11 protein-coding genes are annotated in these 12,431 nt (G+C 61.6%); 1 reads left to right on the top strand and 10 read right to left on the bottom strand.

Going from position 1 to position 12,431, the window contains the following annotated elements; translation table 11 throughout:
• Positions 1-11: 11 nt before the first annotated feature.
• The 8 genes from V6M87_RS12865 to V6M87_RS12830 form a co-directional block, all read right to left on the bottom strand.
• Positions 12-4,640, bottom strand: a complete 4,629-nt coding sequence (locus tag V6M87_RS12865; RefSeq protein WP_332877028.1) for a pilus assembly protein — start codon at positions 4,638-4,640, stop codon at positions 12-14.
• A gap of 24 nt (positions 4,641-4,664) precedes the next feature.
• Positions 4,665-5,258 (bottom strand): pilus assembly PilX family protein, encoded by a 594-nt coding sequence (locus V6M87_RS12860; RefSeq protein WP_332877027.1) that lies wholly within the window; start codon positions 5,256-5,258, stop codon positions 4,665-4,667.
• Positions 5,246-6,448, bottom strand: a complete 1,203-nt coding sequence (locus V6M87_RS12855) for a PilW family protein (RefSeq protein ID WP_332877026.1) — start codon at positions 6,446-6,448, stop codon at positions 5,246-5,248. The genes V6M87_RS12860 and V6M87_RS12855 overlap by 13 nt, the downstream gene beginning before the upstream one ends.
• Positions 6,445-6,873, bottom strand: coding sequence for a type IV pilus modification PilV family protein (locus tag V6M87_RS12850; protein WP_332877025.1), 429 nt, complete (start codon positions 6,871-6,873; stop codon positions 6,445-6,447). The genes V6M87_RS12855 and V6M87_RS12850 overlap by 4 nt, the downstream gene beginning before the upstream one ends.
• The gene (locus tag V6M87_RS12845) at positions 6,870-7,499 is read right to left on the bottom strand and encodes a pilus assembly FimT family protein (protein ID WP_332877024.1); all 630 of its coding nucleotides are present in this window, start codon (positions 7,497-7,499) and stop codon (positions 6,870-6,872) included. Before V6M87_RS12845 ends, V6M87_RS12850 begins: the two co-directional genes overlap by 4 nt.
• Positions 7,487-7,900 carry a type IV pilin protein gene (locus V6M87_RS12840; protein ID WP_332877023.1) on the bottom strand — a complete coding sequence of 138 codons (414 nt, stop codon included), beginning with the start codon at positions 7,898-7,900 and terminating at the stop codon, positions 7,487-7,489. Before V6M87_RS12840 ends, V6M87_RS12845 begins: the two co-directional genes overlap by 13 nt.
• Before the next feature lie 136 nt (positions 7,901-8,036).
• Positions 8,037-9,356, bottom strand: coding sequence for a sensor histidine kinase (locus V6M87_RS12835; protein ID WP_332877022.1), 1,320 nt, complete (start codon positions 9,354-9,356; stop codon positions 8,037-8,039).
• The gene (locus V6M87_RS12830) at positions 9,353-10,018 is read right to left on the bottom strand and encodes a response regulator transcription factor (RefSeq protein WP_332877021.1); all 666 of its coding nucleotides are present in this window, start codon (positions 10,016-10,018) and stop codon (positions 9,353-9,355) included. Before V6M87_RS12830 ends, V6M87_RS12835 begins: the two co-directional genes overlap by 4 nt.
• A 269-nt stretch (positions 10,019-10,287) precedes the next feature.
• On the opposite strand from V6M87_RS12830, the gene V6M87_RS12825 reads away from it, so the two are divergent.
• A complete protein-coding gene (locus V6M87_RS12825) occupies positions 10,288-11,076 on the top strand; it encodes a Crp/Fnr family transcriptional regulator (protein ID WP_332877020.1) in 789 nt (262 codons plus the stop codon).
• Between the two features lie 131 nt (positions 11,077-11,207).
• Here V6M87_RS12825 and V6M87_RS12820 read toward each other — a convergent pair whose 3' ends face one another.
• Together V6M87_RS12820 and V6M87_RS12815 are read right to left on the bottom strand one after the other, a co-directional pair.
• A complete protein-coding gene (locus V6M87_RS12820) occupies positions 11,208-11,840 on the bottom strand; it encodes a response regulator transcription factor (protein WP_332877019.1) in 633 nt (210 codons plus the stop codon).
• Positions 11,841-11,992: 152 nt separating this feature from the next.
• Positions 11,993-12,427: a MerR family transcriptional regulator gene (locus V6M87_RS12815; protein ID WP_332877018.1), complete on the bottom strand. Its 435-nt coding sequence runs from the start codon at positions 12,425-12,427 to the stop codon at positions 11,993-11,995.
• Between the last annotated feature and the right edge of the window lie 4 nt (positions 12,428-12,431).

Below are 12,431 nucleotides of genomic sequence, written 5' to 3'. Positions count from 1 at the left end.
GGGTTCCCGGATCAGTTCCGGATACGACGCCAACCAGTACGGCGTTTGATCGCATCTTTCTTGTCGCCGCTGTCGTCCCTCAGCTTGCCGCCATCGGCGAGACTGGTATAGATGACCTTGGTGCCGTTCGGCAATGTCACCACGATGAAGCCGACTGCTGCCGACGTGCTCGACAGCGATTTACCCACCACGCCATCGGCGTTGCCAGTGCCGTCGCAGACGTCGAAGTTGTAGAGATTACTCTTGCCGCCAACCGAGCACGAATTGGACGAGGCTGGAATGTTGGTCACCACATTCAGGTAGCCAGCATTGATGCGTGGGTCGAGGTTGACGCGCTCTCCTTTGTTCTGGTCGAAGTCGGCATACCAGCCCAACTGGGTGTTCAAGTCCACCGTGTCGCCACCGGATTTATACACATCGGCGCCACTCACGCTCGACCTGGTCAGCGTGCGCTTGGCCATGCTGGAACTGCGCCACAGCGGCGCCGAGATGCCGGTCGCGCTGTCACGCAGGACATACACACTCTGCTTGTCGATATTCGCAACATCGCCGATATCGAGCAGGCGCCCGGTGCCAAAGGCCACCATCAGCTTGTTGGTGTTGGTGACACTGCCGTCATCGGCTTCGGTGGTCACTTTGCAATACGTCACATCGGGACGCGCGGTAATTGGCTGCAGCGTGCCGGCGTCACCCATCTTGACGACCGTCGGGGCGCCCTTCTTGGTCAGGTCGAAACGCCACATCTGGCCCAGGATGTCGCCACCGTAGATGAAGGTGACCATCGGATCGGTGGACGGATCGGCGCTGATGGCGGTGATGCGTGCCAGCCCGGACGGGGTCGACTTGTCGCCCGATTCGGTCGAGGTCTTGGCCAGTACCTTGCCCGTCGCAATATCGAGGATCATCAAATAGCCCTTGCCGCTGCCAGCTCCGGCAACGCCGTCGGTGCCGGGAACGTTGTTGTAGCCGGACGTAACGAACACCACCCACTTGGTTGCACCATTCGCATCCTTCCAGGTACCGGTGACCGGATTGCCGAAGGTTTGCCCCATTTCCGCCTCAGTGTTATCGCCCGTACAAATGGTCGAATCGGCACAGGTTTCCCACAAGGCCACTGGTTTTTGCGGATCGGTAACGTCCAGCGCATAGTAGCCGCGCCCGCCTGCATTCAAGCCCGCCACCAGCACCGATTTCCAGACACCGTTGATTTGCACATCACCCACCTCCGGCGAGCCGTCGGTCGTGAAGTGGTGGTTGGCGCCGTACGTCAAACCGGCCTGCTTATACAGCTTCTGCATGGTGATGCGCGGGACATAGGCCCAATTTTCGGTGCCGGTGTTGGCATCGATGGCATGCAGCATGCCGTCATTGGCGGCAACGTACACGGTCGGGACGCGTGCCGCCTGGGCGGTGACAAACTCGCTGTAGCCGGCATTCGCATACGACTTGCGCGGCACCCGGACATAGACCGGCTTGGACGAGGCGATGTCGCCCAGGATGACCGGAGTCGTGGCGTCCGTCTTGCTCTTGCCATAGGCGCGCAGGATCACGTCATCGGCATACTGCTGCTGGCCACGCAGCCAATTGATGATGGTCGCCCCGCTGTTGACGGTGGTGGCGTTGGTGCTGGTCAGGTTCAAGCACTGCGAGAGCGCGCTGCACTTGTTGTCGAACCAGCTTTTTTCGAGCACCGTCATGACACCGTAGTCAAAGTTCTTGAGCGTGCCGCCGGCGGTATCGAGCATCTTGATGACGCGCGTATCGGTGCTGGCAGCGACCTTTTTGCCCAGCAGGTTGGAGGTGCTCCAGGTTGGGGTGACACCGATATCCCCGGTCACGACGTCGATCTTCTGCGCCGTCAGTTCGCCCGACCACTGCACCGTCGTAAAGGTACTGGAGAAAATGTCGTTATCCTCGACCGAAATATTCGGCGTCGAGGTGGCCGCGGACGAGGCGGCGCCAACGTGCGCAGCGATGTTCGACAGGGCCGCACTGAGCCCGGCGATGACCTGGGTCGGGTCGGACGCGCTGAAATACTTGCCGCGGCCATTGATGGCGGTATGCCACAGGTCGTCGACGCGCGACTGGTAGCCGGCGCCGCCGTCATTGTCGTCGGTCACCGCATCCGGCCACACATAGGCCTTGTTGTTGTTCCACGGGCAGCCAGTGGTCACACCATTGATGAGTTTGGAGAAGTCGCCGCCCGAAATCGGGGCGGTGTTGTAGTTCTCTTCGTAGTTCATGATGCCGTCCACACCCAGGCCCAGCGTGTAGGTATTCATGTGCAGGCGCTTGTTGTCGCCGTTCGGGCCACGTACCTTGCCTTCCTGCGTCATGTCTTCCAGCGTCGGACGGAGCGAACTGACGCCGGTCGCCGAACCGCCGTTGTACCAGTACAGCGCCACGTCGGCCAGCGACTTGCTGTTCTTGCCGCTGGCATCGACGCAGCCGCTGCCCTTCAGGCAGAAACGGGTCGGGTTTTCGGTCTTGTCGTTATCAGCCACGACGGCGTCGGCGGGGTCGCCATTCCAGTAGCCATCCGTGGTCATGAAGGTGAAATTCTGCTGGCACGGAAACTGAACCGCTTCCTCATTGACTGCAGCCTCGTACTTACCCTGATTCGCATACATCTTGCCAACGTTATGCAGCGCCTTGCGCAGTGGCGTCGAGCCGCTCACCGTCATGCCGTACAGCTGCGCGTACCAGTTGGTGCGCACATCGCCCGAAAACGGCAAGGGGCGCGTGATGCTGCCACCGGCGCCGGCGACCGACAAGGACACCAGACCCACGTTGTAGCTGTCGGTGAGAGGCTTGAAGGCCAGGCCGACCGCCGTTTTCATGGTCTGGTTGCGCGACTTGTAGTAGGTGTACCAGTTGGCGAAGTTGGTCATTTCCTCGTCGTAGGTGCAGGTACCGGCGACGCAATCGTTGCGTCCGGTGGCGCGTGGGTAACTGATGCGCTCGGGGACGATGTCGACGCGCACAAAAATTGCCGAGCCGGCGCCAATATTGGTGGTATCGGCAGGAATCACATCCGGCGTCGGCGCATTGCCGGCGACCGAATTGGTGCCGCTGATGTCCAACGTTCCATTGTTCCCAAAAATAGGATTCGGGAACACGAATTTCTGGCCAGCGGCATAGTCCAGGGTCGACGAGATGCATACTGTCTTGTCACCGGTGGCGGTGCAACCGGTCTGGCCGCCCCAGATGGCGCTCAAGCCGGCGACCTTTCTGTCATTGATGGCTTTCGCAATCGACTTGGCCGCGTCGGCACTGGTGGAACTCGCATTGAACGTCACCGAAGAAAACAGCAGTGTGCTGCCCAGCGAGGTGGCACCCAGGGTTGTCTTCGGGGAGTTTTTGCCGGTGCCGGTCAGGCTCAGGATCGCGGTTGCTGCCTTGCCGTCGTTGGCAACGCCAGCGCGCGCCTCCACGCTGACAGCCCAGTTATTGCGGGTGGCGTCTGCCAGCACCGAGCACTGCCCGATCGACTTGCTGTTTGCACCGGTGACACATTCGATCGGCACCACGGCCACGATGTTGTCGGCGCCCAGGTTGATGCCAAACGCGGTGCTGCAGTTGGGCACACTGCCGGTCGGCGTGCGCGTGCAGGCCGTGTACTGGTTCGTCAGGCCGGTTTTCGCGATGATCGAGGCGGCAATGGCGTTGGCGAGTGCGGCCTGCTTGGTCGGATCGTTGGTGCCGGCGCTGGCCAGGATCGCACCATTGGTGATGACCTTGGTGCCGCTGGACTCGGCCACCGACACGCTGTCGACATACAGTGCCGTGGCGGTCTTCGAGGCTTTGATGGTGATGGTGCCATACGCGGCCACGGTATCGGAGTTTGGCGTGGAAAAACGCGGGTACTTGTAGTTGCCGACAAACTTGGCCTGGCATTTGGTCAGGGCGGTTGTGTCGCACCAGCGTACTTTGGCCGGAACCGGAAAGCCGTCGGGGGCAACCCCACCGACGCTGGTCGTTTTGCAGCTTGTCAGTGTGGCGTCGCTACAGTACTCCGCCACATTGATATTGTAGTAGTACGCATTCGTATAAAACCGGCCGGCGTTGTAGCGCGTGTCGTTCGGGTAGCTGTAGGTGGCGGTGTTGTAGGCACAGTTTCCGTTATCTTTATCGCACCAGGTGATGTCGGGAAAGCCATTGACCAGGCTGATCGATTTGCTGGCGGTGCCGCCCGCCAGGTCGGCGGTGTCGACATCGAAGCCATCGTTGAGCACAGCGGTCCAGGCGGTCGTGTTGGCACGGTTCTGACTTTTGTAGCTGACACCGTCAGCCTTGACCGGCGGCAAGTAGCGCACCTTGGGATCGTAATATTGGCGATTGAAATCGGCGCTGTTGAATGGCGGCATACCGGCCAGGCAGCTGCGCGTGCCGCTCGCCATGAGCAGCTGGCTCCGGCACGTGGTACCGTCGTCGATGTAGTCCGGCGTGAAGTTGCGCGCCATCGAACCCGAGTTGTCGTACAGCAGCATCAAGTTCGGCTTGACTGCGCCGGTGTCGTCCATGCTCAGCAGCGGCAACTGGGCGATGTTGGTCACCCCCGCCACGGCTGCGCCCGGCGCCAGCACGAATGCCAGAACCAGGCTGCAGGCCCGGGTGATATTTATAAAGTTCATTTTCATGCGGTTTCCCCGTCAAAAAAAGCGTCAGGCATCGATCAACACAACCATCTGGTTGACCACGTTGCCGCCGCGCGGTCCGAAGATGCGCGCGGTAATGATGTAATGGATTTGTGGCGGCTTGACCGATGGTTCGGTCGTCATATCCATGCTGTTACCAGGCGAAACGGCGCTGCCGCCGGCAGCGAGATTCGACGCTGTCTGGATACAGGCGTTCTTGACACCAAACGGCCCGGTCGTCGAGCAGGCCCGGTGCACCACATACTGGATGGTGTCGGCGGTGGCCGATCCATTGGCGGTGTTCGTGATGGTTTTGGCATTGAGCCAGAACGCATCGGCCGTGACCGGCATCGTGGTGTCGTAGGACGCCACGTAGCCGTTGCCAGTGTCATCCTGCTGCAGCGCGACCTTGGACTGATTGTTAAGGTACTGAAAACCCTTGTGCAAGCCGAGGTCGGCCGCTTTCGACAGCGCCGCATCGTAGGCCATGTTCGCTGCGCTCAAGGTCGACGAATTGCTTGACTTGAGCAGGTAAACGCTGCTGATGAGCATGACGACGAGAATGATCAGCATGACTGGCAGGGCAATGCCCTGCTGGCCGGTTTTGTTTATTTGTCCCATGCGGTTGGTCTCCAGGCTGAGTTACGGACAGGTACAATCGTTTCAAACGTGCGGTAGCGGTAGCACTTCCAGCCGGTGGTATCACCCACGACAGCGACGTCGAGTTTGACCGAGGTATAGGTATCATCTGACTGCTTGGTTTTGAAGACCTCGATCTGGTTCGGCGTGGCGGCGCAGGCCTGTCCCGGCTCCGGGCGCTCGGGCGCTTTGCTGCGTGCCACCACCGCCACGCGCACGGCGGCAATGCGCTGGAAATCGACGGGACTGCCTGCCTCGCCGTTCCCGTCGGCATCGATCATCGTCGAGGACCAGACATTGACTTTGATCCCATCCTGCGGCAAGAACTTGGCTTCGGTGCGCGTGTCGAAGCCGTACTGGGCCTTGATCGAGACGATGTTGTCGGCCACGGTGCTGCCAGCTTTCTCGCTGCCGGCGAGATCGGTGGCGCTCAATTGCAGGAAGCCGTCTTTGACCGACCAGGTATGAAAGGTCAGGTTTTTTGCCGGTCCAATATTGAAGACACGCGACTGGAGCGGGAAGTTGTTCACCGCCGCGCCGGAATTGAAACGGCGTCCGCCGCCGGATTCGAAGCGCAGCACCGGATTGGGCGCGCCGGGCAGCGGCTTTTCCGACAGTTGCACCAGGCTGCACTTGGTCCCGGCCTGTTCCGGCGCAATCACGATGACGTCATTGTCGGCGAAGCCATACGGCTCGCCAGCGATGGCAACCGAGGTGCCGCCAGTAAATGGCATACGCAGGCGTACCGATGGCGTGCCGGTCACCGAAGCGCCCGAGTACAGCGAAATCACGTCCGGTTTCTCGCCGTTGCTTTCGATAATGACGGGCGACAGCGGCGTGATGGTGACCGTGCCGCGCTTGGACGGCGCCAGATGGTAGCCATCGCCGCCCTTGTCGGCCATCGTGGTATCGCATCCGGCCAGCAGTGGATCGTTCAGGCCGAAGCCGGACTGGGCCACGTCGCCCGTGATCGAAAACATGGCCAACATGCCATTCTGCATGGCATCGGAGCCACCCAAAGCGGCTTGCTTGGTCTTCTCGCCGCCGGTGATCATGCGGGTTGCAAACATCAGGGCCAACAAGCCGATGACGACGCTGACCATCAGCTCGACGACGGAAAAGCCGCCGGCGTGGCTGCGGACACGTCGCGGTACAGGAAAGTTGCGCTTCATGAGGAGGTCGCCAGGTAAGAAGTCATGGTGCTGGTGTTGGCGGGGTCGCGGGCCTTGCGCTGCCACTTGATGGTGACCGTTACCGCAGTACTGGTGGTGCCGTTGCTGGCGGGCTTGACGCTCACAGCGATCTTCGAGCCGGGGATGGCGGCATGGGTTTCGGTCACCCAGTCCGACATCTCCGTGCCCCCGCTGCCACCTTCCGCCAGCACGTAGTTGGACAGGTGTTCCATGTCGGTACTCATCATGCCAAACAGTTTTTCGGATGCCATGGTGGCTTCGGCGCGCGAACTGGCGTCGTTCATCGCGGAATACGCGCGCGCCTGCAGGCCGATCGTGCCGAGCAGGCCGATGGCCAGGATCACGGTGGCGATCATCGCTTCGACCAGCGCGATGCCGCGCTGGGTGGATTGACGCATGTTCATGGTGGGCATCCTCTGGAATCGTGGGCCGGGGCGTTAGGGTTGCATTTGCTGACGACACCCGCGAGGGTCACCGCCACTGCCGAGGTGGGAAACGCGCCGGCCTGGCTTGCTGCCGGTGCCAGCTCGATCTTGCTCAGGCTGGGCGCGACGCTGCCATCGACCCAGCCCAAGGGCGTGAAGTACACGGCCACGGCGCCGTCATTGCGCGTCATCGTCAACATATTGGTACCGGGCAAATTGGTGGCGACACGGGTAATCGAACGGAAATCGGCGACGCTGTCGCCGTCGGCAGCCGCGTCTTTGGTCGACCAGCTACCCTCATCGGCGTTGCATTTGACGGCCGAGGTTGGCACGCACATGTCGATGCGCCAGTCCATCTGGCCGCCGCTTGCGCTCTCGAGCAGGGTCAGGCGCGCAGTGGCATTGCGCTTGACCGCTTCGGCACGGGCAGTTTTCAGGCCTTCGGCGTAAAACTCGGCGGCCACCAGCGCGTTGCTCGCGTTCAGCCAGGTGCGCATGCTCGGCACGCCGATTGCCAGCATGAGGGACAGGATGGCCAGGCCTACCATGAGCTCGACCAGGGTGAAGCCCAAGCCCGCCTGGCGCTGGGCGCTTACTGGGTGCATAGGCCACCCTTGCGGTCGACCCAGCAGGCGTCGTTTTTGGTCCAGCCCGGTGGAACTCTGGTGGTGACGCGGGCGCCGCTCTGGTTCAGGGTATAGATGAAGTCCACCATCCGGTTTTTGCCGGTGGCCGTGACGGTGTAAGTCGAGTCGGTGTCGTCGCTGACCGAGTAGTCGAAGTTGGGGGTGGAGTCAGGCTTCGGGAGTTTGTTGTAGGTGCGGTTGTTGGCCCAGAACTGCTCTGCTGCCGGCTGCAAGCCGCCCAGCGTGGTGAACGCTTCGGAAGTGCGGGCGCGGATCACGTAGCTGGTGTATGCCGGCACTGCCACCGCGGTCAGGACGCCGATGATGGCCACAGTGACCATCATCTCGATCAGGGTAAAACCTCGTGCGATTCGCTTCATCGTATTCTCCAGTTTGCGGCTGCAAGTAATCTTGCCTTGGGAGAATAATAGCGAAGCAGCCTTGCATTACCCTGAGGAAATGCTGACAAAGTCCTGACAATTGCACGATTCCGTGCAGCAATCTACTTATTTTTCGTCAAACTTTGAATTTCACGGTGAACAGCGCGCCGGTGCCGCCTTCGGCGTCGCTCACCGCGGCACTCGCGCCATGCACCTTGGCAATATCGCGCACGATGGCCAGACCGAGGCCGCTGCCGCTGCTTTGCTGGTCGAGGCGGACGTGGCGCTGGAATACCCGGGCCCGCTTGGCGACCGGAATCCCGGGCCCGGAGTCTTCGACTTCCAGCACCGCGCCGTCGGCGCCCATGCGCGTGCGCACCGTGACGCTGCCCCCGTGGGGCGTGTAGCGCAAGGCGTTGTCGACCAGGTTGTCGACCAGGTCGCGCAGCATGAAACGCTCGCCGCGCAGCGGCGCGGCGGCCAGCTCGAAGCCGATGTCGATGCCGCGCCCCGCCGCCTGGGTGACGAACAGCTGCACCGACTCGGCCACCAGGGCGGCCAGGTCGAGCGGCTTGAAGCGCGCGCGGATCGAGCGGCTGGGCTCGGCGCGCGCCAGGGCCAGCAACTGGTTGGTCTGGCGGATCATGCGCTCATTGGCCTGTTTCATCAACGCCAGCGCACGGAGCGACTCCGGATCGGCCTGGTGGCGCGCGGCCAGCCATTCGAGCTGCAGTTTGGCCCCCGCCAGCGGGTTTCTGAGCTGGTGCGCCACGTCCGCCAGGAACGCGTCCTGCGCGCGGGCCGCAGCCGCCAGGCGCTCCAGCAAGCTGTTGAAGGCCACCACGACGGCAGCGAGTTCGCGCGGCGTGGCGGATGGATCGAGTGGCGCCAGGTCGGCCCGTTCGCGCCGGTTCAGGGCGCTGCGCAGTCGCGCCAGCGGGGCCAGGCCGTTGCTGATAGAAAACCATGCCAGCCCGGCAAGGGCCAGCGTAAACGCCACCTCCAGCAAGATCAGCGCGCGCACGATGGAGGCGCGCACCTGCTGGCGCTGGCGCACTGTGGTCGCCAGCGTCAGCGTCAGGGGGATGCCACCTTGCAGCACGACGCGACTGGTCAGGCGCACAGGCTGGCCGCCGAACACCGCGTCGCGCGCGCTGGCGCCGCTCGCCATGGGGAGACTGGGCACGCCAGCGAGGAACGTCAGGCCGGCCTCGCTGCGCACGGCAAACCAGCTCGTTTCGGGACTGTCGGGGTCGGCCGGCAACGCCAGGTTGGCCAGCTCCTTGCCGCTACGAATATCCTGCACCAGTCCGGCGGCGCGCGCATGCAGGCCGTCGTCAAAGGCGCGCTGGGCCGGCGTCCACGCCAGCAGGTAGGTCAGGGCCGCGACGGCAAAGTTGAACAACAGGATCGGGCCGACCAGCCACGCAAGCAGGCGCAGCCGGATACTATTCACGCGTTCGCTTCCAGCATATAGCCGAAGCCGCGAATGGTGCGGATCTCGATGCCGGCGTCCAACAGTTTCAGGCGCAGGCGCGAGACGTACACTTCCACCGCATTGGTGGTCAGGTCGTCGCCCCACGGCAGGATGGCTTCGATGATCTGTTGCTTCGACACGACGCGGCCCACTTGCTGCAGCAGGTATTCCAGCACCGCCCACTCGCGCACCGACAGGTCGAGCGCGCGCTGGCCGATGCGGGCGCGGCGCGCGTCCGGGTCAAGCGTCAATTGGCCAACGCTCAGGATCGATGAAGGGGCGGCATTGCGTCGCGCCAGCGCGCGGATGCGAGCCACAAGTTCGGCGGTAGCGAATGGTTTGACAAGATAATCGTCGGCCCCCAGTTCCAGGCCGCGCACGCGGTCTTCCACCGCGTCGCGCGCGGTCAACAGCAGCACCGGCAGCTGGCTGCCGCGCGCACGCAGGCGCCGCACCACTTCGAACCCGTCGATGCCGGGCAAGCCGATATCGAGCACGGCGACGCTGCAGCGCGGATTGAGGAGCAGTTTGTCGGCCACCAGGCCATCGGCGGCGAGATCGACCTGCATGCCGTGCGATTGCAGGACGCGGGTCAGGCCGTCGGACAGCACAGCGTCATCTTCGACCAGTAAAACATGCATGCCGGATCGCGTTCACGTGTAAAGAAGCGCTCATTATCGGCCAAATTCTTGCCGAGTCCCAATTAAATAGCGGTTTTGTGCGATTTCCCCCAGTAGGACTAGGATGACACAACACTATGCGTGGGGCCTACGCTTGTGCGACTGCTAATCTTATGTTCGCCAACAGACGGAAGCCTTAATCTGTACACATCGCGATGAGATAGCTGCTCCCCCAGAAGCAGCCTCGACAAATCGCTCCCGATGTCAAGCTGAAAGAACAAGGAAATAAGATGAACAACACTCAATATGTTGGTGCCGCCCAGAACAAGCAGTCGGTGAGCCCGCTCTCCAAAGTTGCCGGCAAGCCAGTCATCAGCATCAGTGGTACCCAGCAAAATGAGTTGCTTGCCGCGATGCCACGTCCTGACCTGGAAGCCCTGTTTGAACACCTTGAGCTGGTCGCCATGCCGTTTGGCAAAGAACTGTTCGAGTATGGCAGCAAACTGGAATATGTGTATTTTCCGACGACGTCTATCGTGTCGCTGCTGTACGTCATGGAAGACGGCGCCACCACCGAAATCGCCGTGATCGGCCATGAAGGTGTGGTCGGCGTGTCCCTGTTCATGGGCGAAAGTGCCACCTGCAGCGCTGTGGTGCAAAGCGCTGGCTACGGCTACCGCCTGAAAACCCAGTTCTTGCGTGAAACCTTCGCCAAGGGCGGCGCCCTGCCCCAGCTGTTGATGCGCTACACCAACTCGCTGTTTGCGCAGATGGCGCAGAACGCCGTCGGTGGTCGCCACAGCTCGATCGAGCAGAAACTGTGCCGCTGGTTGCTGGACCGCCTGGACCGTTCACCATCGAACGAGCTGAAAGTGACGCAAGAGCTGATCTCGATCATGCTGGGCGTGCGCCGCGAAAGCATCACCGCCGCTGCCGGCAAGTTGCAGGATGACGGTCTGATCCAGTACCGCCGCGGCAACATCACGGTTCTTGACCGTGCTGGCCTGGAAGAATACGCCGGTGAATGCTACAAGGTGGCCAAGACCGAATACAAGCGGCTGCTGGAAAACGTAGGTTGACACACCCGCCTCGCGATGGCGGGGCCCGTACCCCGCCATCGAAGTCTGCTCGCGCGCCATAAAGCCAACGAAAACGCAGACATAAAAAAACCGCGATTCCCCCGCGGTTTTTTTGCGCCTGCACCCACCGCTCAATCAAGCAAATTGTTCTTCATTGCATAGTAGGTAAGATCGCTGTTCGACTGCAGCCCCATCTTTTCCATGATGCGGGTGCGATAGGTCGACACCGTCTTGATCGACAGCGACAGCGCGGTACCGATGTCAGACACGGTCGCACCTTTGGCCAGGCGCAGGAACACCTGGAATTCGCGATCCGACAGTTCGGTGTGCAAGGCGGTATTCGGATCCCGGTCGAAACTCTGGGCCAGCAATTCGCCAACCGTGGAGCTGACGTAGCGTCGACCCTGGTGCACGGTCCGCACGGCTGTTTTCAGCTCATCCGCTTCGCAATCCTTGTTAAGGTAGCCATTGGCGCCCATCTTGAACAAATTCAGGGCGTATTGCTGCGCCGGGTAGCCGGACAAAATCAGTACCGGCAAATTCGGTTGCCCCTGGCGAATGGTGCGCAGGATGTCGATGCCGGACTGGTCGGGCATGGCTATGTCGAGCAGCAAGACGTCGCAGACTTCACGCCGCGCAATGTCGAGGGCTTCACGCCCGGTGGCGCCTTCGGCAACCACTTCGAAATCGGGTGACGACGAAAAAATCTGCTTGAATCCTGCTCGAACTATCTGGTGATCGTCACAAATGGCAACGCGTATCATTGTCTTCCTTAAATTTTTCTGAGCCAGGAAGGGTCGAGGCCGTGTCCCGTGCCCGTCGGTGCCGTGCGAGTAGTCAGCAACACCACAGGTGACATTCTAACACCGCGGCGCGGCGCTACAAGCGCAGCGCGACTGCTGAGCGGCACGGTAGATCAGGCCTGTTGCGTCCCGGTCCTGAGTAACTGCAGGATCGCCAATAACTCGTCGCGCAATGCCAATGGATCGATGGGTGCCGCTGGTGCCGCATCATCCAACGCCCTGCCCGGCAACGCCTCATCGCCGGCGAGCGCCCCGTGACGATGGTCGCCGCCCCGGTTGTCGAGCTTGTTGCGCGCGCCGCTGATCGTAAAACCTTGTTCGTACAGCAGTTCGCGGATACGGCGAATCAGGAGCACTTCGTGATGCTGATAATAACGCCGGTTACCTCGACGTTTGACCGGCTTCAGTTGGGTAAATTCCTGCTCCCAGTAGCGCAAGACGTGCGGCTTGACCCCGCACAATTCACTGACTTCACCGATGGTGAAATAGCGCTTCGCCGGGATCGGCGGCAGCACGGCCAGTTCAACTTTGTTGGCGCGGTCGTTCATGGCT

Origin of the sequence: Massilia sp. S19_KUP03_FR1, from assembly GCF_036688685.1 — a bacterium.
GTDB lineage: Bacteria > Pseudomonadota > Gammaproteobacteria > Burkholderiales > Burkholderiaceae_D > JALYUM01.
This window is presented reverse-complemented; position numbering and strand designations above follow the sequence as displayed.